Here is a 15,395-nt window from a genome sequence, read left to right as displayed (position 1 = left end):
ACCAGACTCTAGCCATGCGATCTAGGCGTCTGCGATATCGCCATGCGCGACCACGGTCAGGGCAACGATGCGGGCACACGGCTGGTACCCGCGGCATCCATGGGTGTAGCTTTGCCAGCGGTGACCAGCGCCGAAAGCGTGGCTTGCGGGCGAGCGGTCGAGGGGATCGGCGACGTGGAGTGCGTGGTGTCGGGTCCTGGGGGCGTTCAAGTTCAGCGTTCGTAGCTGATGAAGCGATGGCGCATGCGGCGCGAGTCACTGCCGCGGCGCCACAGGCGCAAAAGGAACCGAGCAGCGCGTGCCAGCGCGTTGTCCAGCGCCGTTCGCCAGTCGCTGGCGACGGAGGCGACAACCACCGACCCCGCGCCATCGGTGCGCAGTTCAACCTGACAGCGCTTGTCGATGCCGCCGCGCGGTCCGTTCACGTCTGACATCTGCACCTCAGCAAGAGGCACCAGCCAGCCCAGGCGTCGCAGCACGAAGCGCACACGGCGTTCGGTCAGGTCGCGCAGGTCAGTGGCTTGCGGATGGCGGGATTTGAAGAGCACTTGCATCACGGATCTCCATCGGTTGAGGGGAATCAGGAATGTGGAGCGCCTGATAGTTCTGAAAAAGCAGTCTTTCAAGAACAAGAACATCGGATAAACCTGAACATGGGCCGATCCTTGAGCCGCAGCCGTGGGGCTTGTCGGCTGCGGCCGGCGCCCGGCCAGGACGCGCGCATTCTTGCTACTTCACAAGCCGCCACAGAGGCCGTCGGCCCGGCAGCAGGCTATCAAGGCCAACGACCTGCCGTGCTGGCTCGCCAAGGTCTGTGGGTTCCGACCGGACGGGATGTGAGCGCGGCTTTGCAATGGATGCACTTTGTTTCGGCGAGTTCGCATTTTCCTGAGTTGAATTCTCGGAAGTGCCGCTTCTTCCGAAGTAGGGCCGGCTGCATATTTCAGCTTGCCATCAGCGCCGAACTCAACCGCCAAGCGCCGTACACACACGCCGAACCGCCGGCACCCTGCGCGGGGCGATTGAGCTCGAAATCCACCTTGTCAGCTCAGGCTGACTCATCTCAACGGAGACCCACCGTGCGAAGCTACCCCCACAACAGCCCAGAAGCCGCCGCGCGCATCGTCGCGTTGGTACTCATCTCCGACGGTCACGTGTGCCGTTCCGAGTTCGACATCCTCAAGCAGTTGGGCGCGGAGCGCGAACTCGGCCTGCAACCCAATCTCCTTGCGCACATCGTTCACACCTTGTGCGAAGACCTGCTGGCGGGTGGGTACGAGACAGGTCTGCTCATAGCCAACGTCGACGACAGCACTTTGGCGTCGCTGATGGCCGAGATCTCGGATCCCGACTTGCAGAGAAAGGTCCTGCAACTGTCCCTGGCAGCCGCCCGTGCCGATGGTCACCTGGCCGACGGCGAAACCTTGGTGGTGGAGGCCGCGCGGCACCATTGGAAGCTGGCCGGTGCACAGGAGCCGAGCGCGGCGACGAAGTAGGCCCATCGCCGACCTGCCTGATCGGTGCCGATCAAGAAACGCTCAGGGCCGTGCCGCCGTCATCACCTTGGTCACCAGAGGGTGGTGCTGACCGCGGCGTGAGCGGATGGCGTGGATCTCCTCCTTCACACCATCGCTGCAGCCCAGCAAGCGAAGCCCACGCATCAGGCCGACGTCGTCCGCGCCGAGCCGACTGACGGGGAAGACACCCAGGCCGCGAGCCGAGAAGACCGCGAGTAGCGCGCTGTCTTCGAATTCACCGACGATGCGGGGTCGCAGGCCCTGCGTCTCGAACCAGTGGTCCAGCGTCGGGCGCAGGGCCGAATGCCCTGTGGGCATCAGCACCGGCAGGTCGTTGAGGCACCGCGGAAAGCGGTCTCGCTCGGCCTTGCCGACCAGGCGGGCCGGGCCGTACCACTCGACCGGCGAATCAACGAGACGCTCGCTGGTCAGGCGCAGGTTCGGATTTCGCGGAGCGGCCTGACCGGCCAGCACCAGGTCCAGGTGATGCAGCGCCAGTTCGCCGAGTAGCTGCTCAAACTCTCCTTCGTGGCAGATCAGCCGAAGATTGGGTGTGCTCAGCACCGGCTCCAGCAGCGCGTGGGCGGCCAGCTTCGAGATGCCGTCGGAAAGCCCGACCGCCAGGCGAGCCACCTTGCCGTTGGCCGCTTCGCGTACTTCGTCAGGGATGCTCTGGCCCAACTGGAAGATCTCCTCGGCGCGCGCGAAGGCGGCTTGACCCGCCTCGGTAAGGGCTACGCCACGGCCTGAGGGCTTGAGGAGTTGATGGCCCAGCGATTTTTCGAGCTCGCGGACCTGAGCGCTGATGGTCTGAACCGCCATGTCCAGTCGTTCGGCGGCACGCGCAAAGCCGCCTTCCTTGGCAACGACCCAGAAGTAGTGGAGATGACGGTAGTTCAGCATAGGTCCTCCAGTGCGGTAAAACCGAAGTTTAAGTGCGTGTGGATCTGGTTTGTACGAAGCGAATCTTTCCCCACACTCCGGGTCGTTCAAATACCGGAGCAAGCCCGATCATGTTCTATGCCCTCAATTGGTTCTTTGTCATCGCTTTGCTGGCGCTGTGGTCGCTGGCTTCCTGGGCGCTGCATGCCGCTGCTGTCTGGACCGTCTCGAACGCGGGTGCGCTCACGGGGGTCGCGTCTGGCGCCGGCGGCATTGCTTTGCCGGATTGGCTAGCCCCGTGGATGCCACCCGAAGTCGCGCAGTGGGTGAGCCGCTTGATGGCGGACCTCGCGCCGTTCGTCGACGGCCTGCTCCAGGCCGCACCGGCACTGGCTGGTGGCTTGACTGTGGCGGCATGGGTGATCTGGAGCGTCGGCAGCGTGGCGCTCGTGCTGCTGGGTGCCGGACTTCACCTGCTCATCGCTCTGTTGCTGCGCCGGGGTCGCAGCGCCACCGGCTCCGGTAGTTCTCTCGCGGCAGGCTGATTGCGCCGGCGTCTGAGACAACTTCAAGAAACTCCTGATTGCCTCCCCAACAAGGCCACCATGGGCACCAGCACGCTTCTATTCGCAATCCTGACCCTTTGTCTGGTCGGAGTCACCTTCCAAGCCTGGCGCCTGAGCAATGAGAAGCGCGACATCGCGCTGCTCGGTGTGTTCAGCGCCCTGATGGGCATGGGTACCGCCGTCGCGGCGATCTTGTAAGCCGGAAAGAACCATGGACTTCTTGCTCCCCCTGCTCACCGTCGACTTCATGGGCAAGCCCGCCTGGGTCTGGCTCACCTTCGTCGGCATCGTCATCGCGCTGCTGGCCTTTGATCTGGGTGTCCTGCACAAGGACGACAAGGAAATCGGAGTCCGCGAGAGTCTGTTGCTGTCGGTCGGCTACATCAGCGTGGCACTGCTCTTCGGCGCCTGGGTCTGGTGGTACCTGGGCGCCCAAAGCGGCATGGACTACTACACCGGCTTCATGATCGAGAAGTCGCTGTCGATGGACAATGTCTTCGTCATTGCGCTGATCTTCAGCTTCTTCGCCATCCCGCGGCAGTACCAGCACCGCGTGCTGTTCTGGGGCATCCTCGGCGTGATCGTGCTGCGCGCGGTCATGATTGGTCTGGGTGCGACGCTGGTGAGCCAGTTCAGCTGGGTGCTCTACCTGTTCGGCGCCTTCCTGATCTTCACCGGCATCAAGATGTGGATCATTGCCGACCACATGCCGGACATCGCCAATAACCCACTGCTGAAATTCCTCAAGCGGCACATGCGCGTGACTGAGGGCTTGCGCGGCAATGCCTTCTGGGTGCGCGAGAACGACACCAAGACGGGCAAGCTGGAGCGCTTCGCGACGCCGCTGTTTCTGGCGCTAGTACTGGTGGAGTTCGTCGACCTGATCTTCGCGGTTGATTCGGTGCCTGCCATCTTCGCGATCACCACCGACCCCTTCATCGTCTACACGAGCAATATCTTTGCCATCTTGGGTCTGCGCGCGCTGTACTTCGCGCTGGCAGCAATGATCCATCGCTTCAAGTACCTGAAGTACGCACTGGCCCTGGTGTTGGTGTTCATCGGCAGCAAGATATTCCTGGTGGGCATCATCGGCAAGATTCCTGCGGTGATCTCCTTGTCCGTGACCTTCGGGCTGATCGCCGGCGGCGTGCTGGTGTCGCTGTGGAAGACCCGGGGGCAGTCCGCGGTCACCGAGTCCATATGACGCCGCCGATGCCATCCATGCGAGCGGGTGTCGACGCAGGCAGCTACCTAACCTCGACCTGACCTCCACCCAATCCCGATCCTCGCATCCCCTGAAGCCGCGCTAGGCCCACCCATGCCCGGCCGAGCCGGCGGCCGGGCATAGGCCGCCTACCTTTCTGGCCGAGTCATCGGCCACAGCAACAGGGCCCCGACGCCCAGCACCGCCACGCCTGCCAGCGCCCCGGTCTTAACATACACCAGGCTCGCATAGAGCAAGTAGGCGCAGCAGGCGACGAAAAGCAGAGGCAGCAGCGGGTATAGCGGCACCTTGAAGGGGCGCGGTGCGTCCGGCTCGCGGCGACGCAGCACGATGACGGCGCCGCCGCTGAGGCACAGAAAGAACCAGTAGACCGGCGACAGGTAGTCGACCATGGTCGCGAAGCCATCGCGTGTGGCCGCGCCGAAGGCCACCAGGGCCAGCGCGACCCCGCTGGTGGCCAGCACGGCGGCGGTCGGCGTGCCGCGCTTGGCATTCCATTTGCCGAGGTGGAGTTCGCGCGCCAGATCGCGCGCCGCCGCATAGGTGGTGCGCGGCCCGGCGATCAAGATGGCGTTCATCACCGACAGCGCGGTTAGCGTGACGATGCCCACGATCAGCAGCTCGCCGCCACGCCCGAAGGCAGTGCGCATCAGGTCGGAGGCCGGGGCGGCGCTGGCGGCCAGGCCGGCCAGGCCCAGGCCCTGCAGATAGGCCCAGTTGGCCAGCAGGTACAGGCTCATCACCAGGGCCAGACCGATCAGCAAGGCTTTGACAATACCGTGCTTGGCGTCGCGCATCTCCGCCGACAAGGTGGCCGCGTCGCTCCAGCCGCCATAGGCCAGGAAGACGAAGATCATTGCCGTGCCCCATTCGGGCGTGGCACCGGGTGTGCTAAGCGGCGTCTGCGGCGGCGCGCCTAGCGACAGGCCAGCGACACCCAGCAGCGCCAGCCCGCCCAGCACCACGCTCATCAGGCCCAGCTGGGTTCCCAGGCCGACCCGGACGCCGGCTAGGTTCAGCGCGGTCAGCAGGGCGATCAGGCCGGCGGCCAGCACTGCATTGGCATAGGGGCCGAGCCAGGGGCTGAGATCGATCGCCTGAGCCAGATAGTCGCCGAACACAAAGGCAAGCAGCGCCATCGAGCCGGTGTGTATCACCGCGAAGCGCGACCAGGCGAACAGGAATCCCAGGCGCTGGCCATAGGCGCGCCGCAGAAAGTGATAGTCGCCGCCGGCATCGGGAAAGGCCGCGGCCATCTCGGCAAAGCACAGTGCGCCAATCAGTGACAGCAGACCGCCGAGGGCCCATGCCAGGTAGAGCTGGGTATCGCTGGCCAGCGCGCCGGCCACCATCGGCGAGGTCTTGAAGATGCCAGCGCCTATCACCATGCCGACGCAGACAGAAACGGCGTGGCGCACATCAAGGCGGCGCTCGGGCAGGGCGGATGTGGACATGGGGCGCGATGCTACGACACTGACCTATCGGGCCGTGCCCGTGTCGCCGAATGTTTGACGCTGGAGCCCTCAGTGCCGGTGCTCGATCGCCCCTTCGCGCGGCTGCTGCACCCACACCATCACCTCCTTCTCGCCGCCGCGCTCGAAGCGCAGCGTGATCGGGAAGCGGTCGCCGTTGACCAGCGGGCGTTGCAGATCGACCAGCATCAGATGCGTGTCGCCGCCATGCCTGAGCTTTAGGCGGGCTCCGGCCGGCAGGTCTAGCGCGCCGATCGCGCGCATGCGCATCACATCGCCCTCCGTGCTGCTGCGGTGGATCTCGACGCTGGCGGCCACCGCTGTGCGAGCGCTCAGCAAGCGGTCGGCCTGTCTGCCGCTGTTGCGCAGCTCGCGAAAGTAGACCGCCCCGTTGCGCGCCTGGTTCGGCGTCGGCGTGGCGTAGGGATGGTCGATGCGGATGTCGCCGGCCTTGAAGTCATGGGCCAGGGCCAGGCCGGGCGGCAGCGCCAGCAGGGCGACCGCGCAGGCGATGAAGCGTTTTCTGTTCATGAACTGTCCTTGATTGAATCTACCAGTTGCCGCCCAGCAGGCGTGGTTCGCGCCACAGCAGGCGCAGGGCCAGATGGTTCAGGCGCGCAGAGGCTGCGCGTTCGCTGCCGGCCTCGAGCGAGAGCTCTAGTCCTTCGCGCAGCGGGTGTGACAGGGCCAGGCTCAGCCGGCTGACCGGCGAGGCGCCCAGCAGGCCAGCATCGCGGGCGAGCAGGGCCGCGCCTGTCCCGGCCAGCGTGTTGCGGGCCACCAGGCGCTCGACCCGGCCGGCCAGGCGCCAGCCGGGCCGGACCTGCCAGCTGGCGTCGGCCCAGACCCCGTGGGTCGTCGCCCGGTAGTCGGCCGCGCTGCTCAGCGAGTACAAGGCGCCGCGCTCGCGCCGCGCAAGGCCGGCCAGGCTCAGCACCAGCTCTCCGACCTCGCCTTGCAGGCTGGCGCCCAGCAGCTCGACGCGGCCGTCGAAGCAGACGCGCTGCTGCAGGCTGGCGCGGCAGTCCAGGCTGCTATGGCTGTGGCCCGGACTGCCGCTGGCCGATCGCATCAGGGTGCCGCGGCCCTGCGGCTCCAAATGGGCGGCGAACAGGTGGGCGTCCAGATGGTCCCAAGCGCCATGAATATGCAGACTGGGCATGGCCGGGCCATGGGCAGCGCCTGGGAACGACCGGCCACGCCAGACGCCCAGATCGACCCTCCGCAAGCCGCGCTCCACATCATCGCGGCGCCAGCCGAGGCTCGCGCCCTCGTCTATCCACTGCTCTCCCAGCACCGCGCGCTTGGCCAGCGGCGACTGGCCGAAGACATCGAAGTGGCCGGCCGTGTCGATCGCGCGGCCCATGGACACCGTGCCTCGTCCCATGCTCAGCACCAGCTGATCGGGACCCAAGGGCCAGCGCGCCTCAAGCCGGGCGGCCTCGACATGGCTGCCCTCGCGGTCATGCCGGCCCAGCGCCAGATGGGCGCCTAGCCAGCGGTTCAGGCGCGCGGCGGCCTCCAGCGCGCCGTGTTCCAGGCGCAAACCGCGGCGCTGGTCGCGCGGCGCGCTACCAGGGTCCAGCACCCCGGGCCAGGTGGCGGCCGGCCAGCGTCCATCGGCACTGGGGGCGATCACCGCGGCCGCCGCGCCCAGACGCCAACCCGGCGTCTCGGGTAGGTCATCGTCGGCGCCCTGATGAGCGAGGGCCTGGACAGCGCACAGGCTCAGCACCGCTGCCGCCAGGCGCTCACGCCACTCAGCGCGTTTTGAACGGGTCGGCATGGCGCGGGTTCTGCAGGAAGTCATGGTCGGTCAGGGTCTTGAGGAACTGGATGATGTCGGCCTGTTCTTGCTCGCTCAGCTCGATGCGGGCGATCAGGTCGCTCTTGTAAGGATTGGCCCGGCCGTCGCCGGCATACGGGCCGCTGCTGATCTGGCGGCCGCCGGCGGCATAAAAGCGCAGGACCTGCTCCAGCGAGGTCACGCTGCCATCGTGCATATAGGGGCCGGTCACCTCCACATTGCGCAAGCTCGGCGCGCGGAAGGCGCCCATGTCCTCGGCCTTGGCCGTCAGCTCGAAGACACCCTGGTTGGGCTCGGGGAATCCGCCCTTGCCATCGATGTTGTAGAGCCCGGTGTTGTGGAAGGGCGTCTCCACCAGGCGGCTGGCCGCATGCAGGATCTGGTCGTTGAAATTGAAGCTGCCGTGGCAGTGGAAGCACTCGGCCTTCTCGCCGAAGAAGAGCTTCATGCCGCGGTCTTCGGCGGCCGACAGCAGCACCTTGCCCTGCAGGTACTGGTCGTAGCGGCTGCTGCCCGAGATCAGCGTGCGCTGGAAAGCGGCGATGGCCTTGATGATCTGCGGCCATTGCAGTGCGTTGGCCTCGCCGGGGAAGGCGGAGGCAAAACGACTGCGGTAGTCGGCGTCGCCGCTGATTCTGGCCAGCACCTCGGCCTTGTTGGCGTCGTTGACGCCCATCTCGACCGGATCGTCGCCGAATAGGGGAGTCTCCATCTGCCGCTCCAGGGTGACCAGCGAGGGGTTGGCCCAGGTCAGCGTGGCGTTGTAGACCACATTGCCAAGGTGCTGGGCGCCGCGCGGATGCTGCTGTCCGGTCGAACCCAGCGCCCGGCCCAGGCCGTCGGTGAAGGCCTTGTCCTGGTGATGGCAGCTGGCACAGCTCTGGCGGCCGTTGCCGGACAGGCGCGTGTCATAGAACAGAAAGCGCCCGAGCTCGACCTTGGCATCGCTCATCGGGTTGTCATCGGGGACCTTGGGCGTGGGGAAGTTGGCGGGCAGGCGCCAGTCCCAGCCGGCGTTGACCGGCTGGTTGTCCTGGACGCTGGTGCCGCCGCCACCGCAAGCGGCCAGGGCAAGCACCAGCGCCGGCAGCGCCACTCGATTCCAGAGTGCTGCCGCACTCATTTGGCGATGGCCTTCAGCAGGGTTTGGGCGCCGCCGCCATTGATCGGCAGGCCGCTGCCGCTGCCATCGGCCTTCCAGTCGATAGCCAGGGCCTCGAACACCTTCTGGCACTCGGGATCGGTGCCGCCGGACATGCAGCCCGTGGCGCCGGCCTGGTTGCGGGTGATGTCATTTCCAGCCAGCAAGGCCTTCAGGTCGACGGCGATCTTCTGCGTGGTTGGGTTGAAGCTGGCGAAGCCGAAGTCCATCCGGTTGGCCGCCTTGCAGCTGACCGTCTCGCCGCTGGCGGGGTTGCCGGTACAGCCGGTCGAGCCCAGGTGGAAGTTGAAGGTCTTGGCTGTCCAGCTGCCGGTGGCGCCGGCCGGGTCGGTGACCTCGATCTTGGCGTGCTTGCGGCCGGCCTGCCAGCTCCAGGCCATGGCCTGGATGTCCAGCGGCTTGGTGGCGGTGGCGTAGTCGCTGTGGTTGAGTGCGAAGGGCACGCCCATGGTCATCTCGACGCCGACATAGCTGCCGGCCGGCACCGTGCCCTTGATCTGGGCATTGGTGGCGGCGGTGCCGTTGCTGCAGGCACCGGTGCCGTCTTCAAGGTCGATCAAGGTCAGGCGGTTGTCACCGGTCGTCAGGTTCCAGTCGTCGTTTGCTCCCAGGGTCAGTGCCACCTTGCTGCCGTCGGCCTTCACCAGTTTGACGTTGGAGACGTAGAAGCGGAAGTCCTTGATCTGCGCCTCGGTATTGCCACTGCCCAGGCCGCTTACGACCGTGCCGCACTTGACGGACGTGCTGCCGGCATAGGCGGCGAAGTCCAGCGTGATGGCGCGCGGGGTAGTGTCCTCGGCCGGGCTGTCGCTGCCGCCGCCACAGGCGCTAAGGGTGGCGATGGTGACGAGGGCGAGTGTGGCGATGCTGAAGGTGTTGTTCATGGTGTTCGGCGATGTTGAAGTCGTGCATGCGCGGCTGCGCCACGCCGTGGCGCAGCTCGACGCGAGTAAGCAAGAAAAGTCGGTGAGCGCGCCGAGGGGCGGCGCGCCGCAGGCTCAGGCCTGCTGGGGTGGGCCGCGCGGCTGCGCGGCCGGCCAGGCGGGCCGGCACGGCGCTGCGGCTCGTGGCGGGCTGGCGATGGCACGGCCCAGCAGGGGTGCCGGCACCAGCCAGCCCTGAGCGGCGGCTGGCCCCAGCGGCGCAGCGGCGCCGCCGCACAAGAGGCAATGCGAGGGGGCCTGGCCCAGGGGGGCTTCTTGTCCCTCGCCACCTGCCACCTCCTCGACGGGCAGCCAGCGGCTGCCGCCGACGGAACAGATCTCGGCCCAGCCAGCGGTGGCGCCGGGCTCGCGCAGCGCATGCGAGAGCCCGGGCGCCAGCAGCGTGACCAGCAGGCTCAGGACGAGCAGCCAGATGGTGTGGCGACGAGGGGTCATGCGCATGAGCGGTCGGGCCTGGGTCTCAGTGCTTGTGGTCGCTATGACCGCCATGCTTGGCGGCCGCGGTGCCCAGTGCGCGGACCTCGGCCTTGACCTCGACGGTCTCGCGCTTGCCGGCCTTGTCCTCGAACACCAGGGTCAGCGGCAGCGTGTCTCCGACCTTCACCTGCTGCTTCAGATCCATCAGCATGATGTGATAGCCGCCGGGCTTGAGCTCGACGCTCTTGCCGGCCGGCAACTCCAGGGCCGGGATCTGGCGCATCTTCATCACGTTGTTGTCCATCGCCATCTCATGCACCTCGACCACCGGAACGGCGCTGGAGCTGACCGCGACCAGGCGGCTGTCCTTGGTGGCGCTCAGCTGCATGAAGGCGCCGGTGGCTTTTTGCTGCGGCACGGTGGCGCGCACCCAGGCGTCCTTGATGGTGACCTGGGCCGCGGCCGAGGTCATCAGGACGGTGCCGAGCAGGGCGGCGGTCAGGGCGGGTTTGAGCATCATGTCAGGTCCTTCGGGATGGGGAGGAAAGGGGCGGCACAGGCCGCAGGACAGGTTTGCGATGATGGCAGCTCCGGCATCGTAGGGCGAGCCGAACCGCTGAGCGTTAGCAAGGCGGCAGTCACGGCGGCCAGCACGACGGCCAGCCCCAGCATCGGGCGCAGTGCGGCATCGAACTCGCACCAGTACAGCGCGGTGGTATCGGTCGCAACGGCGGGCTGCGAAACAGGGTTGACGGTCATTCGGGTTCCCGGCGGCGCTCACCCGCTCAATGGGCGGCGTTGTTTCAACAAGGGGCGGCAACCCCCGCTGGAGGCGAGGCGCTGCCGCAGTCTTGCGGGCTCAGGACTGCGACGGTGGACCGCGCGGCTGGGCGCTGGCCCAGGCAAACAGCGTGTGCGGCGCCTGCAGGAACAGCGACGGCAGGGCGTCGCCAAGACTCAGCTGCAGCAGGGTGGCGTAATCGCTGGGAGGCAGGCACGGTGCGGGCGTGTAGGCCGAGCAGGCCGGACAATGCTCCAGCGCATGCAGGCCGGGATCGCTGTCTGGTGTGCCTGCGTCGTCCGCCGACTGGCTCAGCTGCACCCATTTGCTGCCGGCCACGGTGCAGACTTCGACCCAGCCGGCGTCCGGTGTGGCGGCCCGCACCGCATGCGACAAGGTCGGCGCGAGCGCAGCGAACAGCAGGGCCCAGATGGCCAGCCAGATCGAGACGCGGCGATGATTGCCTGTGCGGTGCATGGCGGCATTCTAGGGCCGGACATCGGCTGCTCCTGCATGGTCTGTCCGCAAAGCTGGCAGACTGCGCGGCAATGAAATTGTTTCTTCGTTGTTCTCTCTACCTCCTGTCCGTGCTGTCGCTGACTGCCTTGCTGGCCGTGGCGCTGGCTCTGCAGACCGCTCCAGCAGTGCCCCAGCCACCGGCGATCTCGGCCGCGGATGTGGCCAAGGCCCGCAGCTTCCTGCGCCGCAATGACCCGCGCCTCGGGCCGGCGGGCGAGTTGCGCTCGGTCCAGGTGTCCGAGGCCGAGCTGGCCCTGCTGCTGAACTATCTGTCCAGCCGCCACCCGCAGCTGGCGGCCCGGCTGAGCCTGCAGGACGGCCACGCACTGGCCCGCGCAAGCCTGGCGCTGGGCGGGCCGTTCTGGCTCAATGCCAGCGCGCGCCTGGTGCAGAACGGCGGCCTGCCGCGCATCGAGGACCTGCGCCTGGGCCGGCTGCCGCTGCCTGACTGGCTGACCGCGCTGTTGCGAGAACGGACGCTGACGCGCGTCGCGGCCTTCGAGGAGGCGCGGCTGCTGCGTCAGATGATCAAGCATGTGGCGCTGGAGCACGGCCGGGTGCAACTGGCCTATGAATGGCATGCCGACAGCTACCGCCGCATGCTGGACTCGCTGCTGCCCGCCGCCGATCAGGCGCGGCTGCGAGCCTATTCGGACCGGCTGGTGCAGCTGGCGTCGAAGCAGCCGAGCCCGGTGTCGGTGGTCGAACTGCTGACGCCGCTGTTCCAGCTGGCCGTCGAGCGCACGGCCGCCGGTCAGGACGCGGCGGCCGAGAATCGCGCCGTGCTACTGAGCCTGGCCGCCTATGCCAGCGGCCAGGGCCTGGGTCGGCTGGTGCCGGCAGCGCGCGGCTGGCCGCAGCCCCGGCCGCTGGAGGTCCAGCTCTATGGCCGGCCCGACTTCCCGCTGCATCTGCTGATCTCGGCAGTGCTGGCGGCCGAGGGTGGCGGGCCGCTGGCCGACGCCGTGGGCATCTACAAGGAGCAGGCCGATGTCCGCAGCGGTAGCGGCTTCAGCTTCAACGACATCGCCGCCGACCGCGCCGGCAGCCGGCTGGGGCTGTTGGCCGTGCAGCGCCCGCAGGCGCTGCAGCGGCGCCTGGCCGCCGGCCTCAGCGAGGCCGAGCTGCTGCCCGATGTCTCCGATCTGCCCGAGTATCTCAGCGCTGCCGAGTTCAGACAGCAGTACGGCGGCCCTGAGGCGCCGGCCTACCGCGCGATGATGGCCAGGATCGAGGCACTTTTGGATGACAAGCCCTTGTTGCCCTAGGCAAGTCCTGTCCCCGATACTGGCCGGCGAACAAGCATAGAACCTAGGCTTAGCGAATGTCGTCTGCCGCGCGTCCCGACCCAGCCCCCGAGGCGCCCCACCCGCTGGGCGACGAGCGCGCCAGCTATGCCGCGCTGATTGACCACATCCCGCAAAGCGTCTTCATCAAGAACGCCCAGGGCATCTACCAGGCCGTGAACAAGCACTATGCGACGCGCTTCGGCCGCACACCAGCCGAGATCATCGGCCGCGACGACTATGCATTGCATCCGCGCGAATGGGCCGACAAATACCGTGCCGACGATGCCCGGGTGATGGCGCGCGGCGAGGTCGAGGCCTTCGACGAGCAGGATGTGCACGAGGGTATCGACAGCACGGTCCACACCATCAAGACGCCGATTTTCGACGCCCAGGGCCGGGCCGTCGGGGTCTGCGGCATCTTCTGGGAGGTCGGTGAGCAGCGCGAACTGGAGCGCCGGCTCAAGGACAGCGAGGCCACGCTGCGGGCCATCTACGACAAGGCGCAGGAGGGCATTCTGGTGGCCCGGGTGGCCGATGGCAGATTGCTGATGGCCAACCCGGCCTGCTGCCGCATGCTGGGCTATACCGAGGCCGAGATGCTGGCGCTGACGCCGCCCGAGCTGCACCCGCCCAATGCGATACCGCGGATGCGCCAGGTGATGGCGCGTATCGAGCGGGGCGACTTCAGCCTGGCGCAGGAGCTGGCGTTTCGGCGCAAAAGTGGCGAGGTCTTCTACGCCGATGTCAGCCCGATGCTGGTGACCTTGCAGGATCAGCAATGCCTGCTGGCGGTGCTGCGCGATGTCACTGAGAAGCGGCTAGCGCGCGATCTGCTGGCGCGCAGCGAGGCCCTGCTGGCCGAGGCCCAGACCATGGCCCACCTGGGCAACTGGAACTACGATGTCATCACCGGCCAGTCGACCTGGTCGGACGAGGAGTTTCGCCTGTTCGGCTTCACGCCTGGCCTAGTGCGGCCCAGCTTGGACCTGGTGATGCAGGTCGTGCATCCGGACGACCGCGAGCGTCTGCGCAGCACCGTCGAGCGGCCACTGCTGCCGGGTCAGGCGCCGTCCTACCGTATCGAGTTTCGTGTGCTGCGCCCCGATGGCGAGCGGGTTCTGGAGGAGATCGGCCGGGTTCAGCATGATGCTGCCGGGCAGGCGCTGCGCCTGTTCGGCACGACCATGGATGTGACCGAGCGGCGCCGCGCCGCCCAGGCCCTGGCCGACAGCGAGCAGCGCTTTCGGCTGCAGATCGAGCTGGCGCCCGAGGCCATCATGATGTTTGACGCCGATGCCGGCTGCTACTGCGAGGTCAATGAAAACGCGGTGCGCCTGTTCGGCCTGCCGCGCGATCAGTTGATGGGCTGCAGCCCGGGCCAGCTGAGCCCGCCGACCCAACCCGACGGCCGGCCCAGCCTGGCGGCTGCCCAGGGCTGGATGCGCCAGGCCCTGGACGGCGGCAGCCCGGTTTTCGAATGGATGCACCGCCACAGCAGCGGCCGCAATGTGGCCTGCGAGGTGCGTCTGGTGCGCATGCCGGCGGCCGGCCAGCGCCTGGTGCGCGGCAGCGTCACCGACATCACCGCAAGAAAGCAGGCCGAGCAGGCGCTGCAGCAGCTCAATGAAGAGCTCGAGCAGCGCGTGTTGGACCGCACCGCCGAGTTGCTGCAGGCCAAGCAGGAGGCCGAGCGGGCGAATGCCGCGAAGAGCGATTTCCTCTCGCGCATGAGCCATGAGCTGCGCACACCGCTGAACGCCATCCTAGGCTTCGGCCAGCTGCTGGAGCTGCAATTGCGCGAGCCCGGGCAGACCGACTATCTGCGCGAGATCCTGAAGGCAGGCGAGCACCTGTTGGACCTGATCAATGAGGTGCTGGATCTGGCGCGCATCGAGTCCGGCAAGTTCGCGGTGGCGCCCGAGCCGGTGGCCCTGGCGCCGCTGCTGGCCGACTGCCTGTCACTGCTGCGCCCGCAGGCTCAGGCGCGCGGCGTCCGCATGCAGGCCGAACCCGGCGGCGAGGCGCTGCTGGTTTGGGCCGATCCGGTGCGGCTCAAGCAGGTGCTGCTGAACTTGCTGTCCAACGCGATCAAGTACAACCGGCGCGAGGGATGGGTCACGATAGGCAGCCGGGCGCTGGGCGGGCGCTTGCGCCTGACAGTGGCCGACAGTGGCGTCGGCCTCAGCGCGGAGCAGCGCGCGCGGCTGTTCGTGCCCTTCGAGCGGCTGGCGGCCGACCAGGCCGCGATCGAGGGCACGGGCATAGGTCTGGCCATTGCTAAGCGTCTGGTCGAGCTGATGGAGGGCTGCATTGGGGTCGAGAGCCGCCCCGGTGTGGGCAGCGAGTTCTGGATTGAGCTGCCGCTAGCGCAAGGCTCTCAGGCGCTGCCGCTGCCCTCTTCGGCACCGACGCCGACGACTCAGCCCGACAGCGCGTCTAGCTGGCGGCTGCTGTGCATCGAAGACAACGCAGCCAACCTGCATCTGGTCGAGAGCATCGTCGCGATGCGGCCCGGCATCGAGCTATTGAAGGCGCTGGGCGCGCACGGCGGCTTGGCGCTGGCGGCCGAGCAGCGGCCGGCGCTGATCCTTCTGGACATCAATTTGCCTGAGCTCGACGGCTATGCAGTGCTGCAGCGTTTGCGCGCCGATCCGGCCACCCGCGGCATCCCGGTGGTCGCGGTCAGCGCCAATGCCAAGCCAGAGGATCTGGTGCGCGGCCGAGCGGCGGGCTTCGACGACTACCTGACTAAGCCGCTGGACGTGGCACGTTTTCTGAGTCTGCTCGACAGCCTCGGCCCCCGTTGAGTGCCTA

At 67.4% G+C, this 15,395-nt stretch carries 17 protein-coding genes; 6 read left to right on the top strand and 11 right to left on the bottom strand.

Annotation, left to right across the window (positions count from 1 at the left end; genetic code table 11):
* Positions 1 to 212: 212 nt before the first annotated feature.
* The gene (locus OOZ63_RS10160; RefSeq protein ID WP_266005338.1) at positions 213 to 554 is read right to left on the bottom strand and encodes an HPF/RaiA family ribosome-associated protein; all 342 of its coding nucleotides are present in this window, start codon (positions 552 to 554) and stop codon (positions 213 to 215) included.
* Positions 555 to 1,079: 525 nt separating this feature from the next.
* Between OOZ63_RS10160 and OOZ63_RS10155 the strand changes: the two genes are divergently transcribed.
* A complete protein-coding gene (locus OOZ63_RS10155) occupies positions 1,080 to 1,496 on the top strand; it encodes a TerB family tellurite resistance protein (protein WP_266005337.1) in 417 nt (138 codons plus the stop codon).
* Positions 1,497 to 1,538: 42 nt separating this feature from the next.
* Here OOZ63_RS10155 and OOZ63_RS10150 read toward each other — a convergent pair whose 3' ends face one another.
* Positions 1,539 to 2,420 (bottom strand): LysR family transcriptional regulator, encoded by an 882-nt coding sequence (locus tag OOZ63_RS10150; protein WP_266005336.1) that lies wholly within the window; start codon positions 2,418 to 2,420, stop codon positions 1,539 to 1,541.
* Positions 2,421 to 2,530: 110 nt separating this feature from the next.
* Here OOZ63_RS10150 and OOZ63_RS10145 point away from each other — a divergent pair, with 110 nt between their 5' ends.
* From OOZ63_RS10145 to OOZ63_RS10135, 3 genes are read left to right on the top strand one after another with little or no spacing between them, the layout of a single operon-like run.
* On the top strand, positions 2,531 to 2,944 hold the full coding sequence (locus tag OOZ63_RS10145) for a hypothetical protein (protein ID WP_266005335.1): 414 nt from the start codon (positions 2,531 to 2,533) through the stop codon (positions 2,942 to 2,944).
* A gap of 60 nt (positions 2,945 to 3,004) precedes the next feature.
* Positions 3,005 to 3,163: a hypothetical protein gene (locus OOZ63_RS10140; protein WP_266005334.1), complete on the top strand. Its 159-nt coding sequence runs from the start codon at positions 3,005 to 3,007 to the stop codon at positions 3,161 to 3,163.
* A 13-nt stretch (positions 3,164 to 3,176) separates the two neighbouring features.
* Positions 3,177 to 4,169, top strand: a complete 993-nt coding sequence (locus OOZ63_RS10135; RefSeq protein ID WP_266005333.1) for a TerC family protein — start codon at positions 3,177 to 3,179, stop codon at positions 4,167 to 4,169.
* A gap of 149 nt (positions 4,170 to 4,318) precedes the next feature.
* Here the strand turns inward: OOZ63_RS10135 and OOZ63_RS10130 are convergent, their stop codons facing one another.
* From OOZ63_RS10130 to OOZ63_RS10090, 9 genes are all read right to left on the bottom strand, one after another.
* A complete protein-coding gene (locus tag OOZ63_RS10130) occupies positions 4,319 to 5,644 on the bottom strand; it encodes an APC family permease (RefSeq protein ID WP_266005332.1) in 1,326 nt (441 codons plus the stop codon).
* A gap of 69 nt (positions 5,645 to 5,713) precedes the next feature.
* Positions 5,714 to 6,193, bottom strand: a complete 480-nt coding sequence (locus OOZ63_RS10125; protein ID WP_266005331.1) for a copper chaperone PCu(A)C — start codon at positions 6,191 to 6,193, stop codon at positions 5,714 to 5,716.
* A gap of 19 nt (positions 6,194 to 6,212) precedes the next feature.
* The gene (locus tag OOZ63_RS10120) at positions 6,213 to 7,448 is read right to left on the bottom strand and encodes a hypothetical protein (protein ID WP_266005329.1); all 1,236 of its coding nucleotides are present in this window, start codon (positions 7,446 to 7,448) and stop codon (positions 6,213 to 6,215) included.
* On the bottom strand, positions 7,423 to 8,592 hold the full coding sequence (locus tag OOZ63_RS10115; RefSeq protein ID WP_266005328.1) for a methanobactin export MATE transporter MbnM: 1,170 nt from the start codon (positions 8,590 to 8,592) through the stop codon (positions 7,423 to 7,425). The genes OOZ63_RS10120 and OOZ63_RS10115 overlap by 26 nt, the downstream gene beginning before the upstream one ends.
* A complete protein-coding gene (locus OOZ63_RS10110; RefSeq protein WP_266005327.1) occupies positions 8,589 to 9,515 on the bottom strand; it encodes an MbnP family copper-binding protein in 927 nt (308 codons plus the stop codon). Before OOZ63_RS10110 ends, OOZ63_RS10115 begins: the two co-directional genes overlap by 4 nt.
* Before the next feature lie 114 nt (positions 9,516 to 9,629).
* On the bottom strand, positions 9,630 to 10,016 hold the full coding sequence (locus OOZ63_RS10105) for a DUF2946 family protein (protein WP_266005326.1): 387 nt from the start codon (positions 10,014 to 10,016) through the stop codon (positions 9,630 to 9,632).
* A 19-nt stretch (positions 10,017 to 10,035) separates the two neighbouring features.
* Positions 10,036 to 10,512, bottom strand: coding sequence for a copper chaperone PCu(A)C (locus OOZ63_RS10100; RefSeq protein ID WP_416234717.1), 477 nt, complete (start codon positions 10,510 to 10,512; stop codon positions 10,036 to 10,038).
* Positions 10,509 to 10,751, bottom strand: a complete 243-nt coding sequence (locus tag OOZ63_RS10095; protein WP_266005325.1) for a hypothetical protein — start codon at positions 10,749 to 10,751, stop codon at positions 10,509 to 10,511. Before OOZ63_RS10095 ends, OOZ63_RS10100 begins: the two co-directional genes overlap by 4 nt.
* A gap of 100 nt (positions 10,752 to 10,851) precedes the next feature.
* Positions 10,852 to 11,250 (bottom strand): DUF2946 domain-containing protein, encoded by a 399-nt coding sequence (locus OOZ63_RS10090; RefSeq protein WP_266005324.1) that lies wholly within the window; start codon positions 11,248 to 11,250, stop codon positions 10,852 to 10,854.
* Positions 11,251 to 11,321: 71 nt separating this feature from the next.
* Between OOZ63_RS10090 and OOZ63_RS10085 the strand changes: the two genes are divergently transcribed.
* Both OOZ63_RS10085 and OOZ63_RS10080 read left to right on the top strand, forming a co-directional pair.
* Positions 11,322 to 12,560, top strand: a complete 1,239-nt coding sequence (locus tag OOZ63_RS10085; protein ID WP_266005323.1) for a hypothetical protein — start codon at positions 11,322 to 11,324, stop codon at positions 12,558 to 12,560.
* Positions 12,561 to 12,616: 56 nt separating this feature from the next.
* Entirely contained in the window at positions 12,617 to 15,388 is a 2,772-nt protein-coding gene (locus tag OOZ63_RS10080; protein WP_266005322.1) for a PAS domain-containing hybrid sensor histidine kinase/response regulator, read from the top strand.
* The last annotated feature ends 7 nt before the right edge of the window (positions 15,389 to 15,395 follow it).

It is taken from the genome of Paucibacter sp. PLA-PC-4, from assembly GCF_026241155.1.
Lineage (GTDB): Bacteria > Pseudomonadota > Gammaproteobacteria > Burkholderiales > Burkholderiaceae_C > Roseateles_E.
Note: the sequence above shows the minus strand (reverse complement) of the source record. Positions and strands in the feature narration are given on the sequence as shown.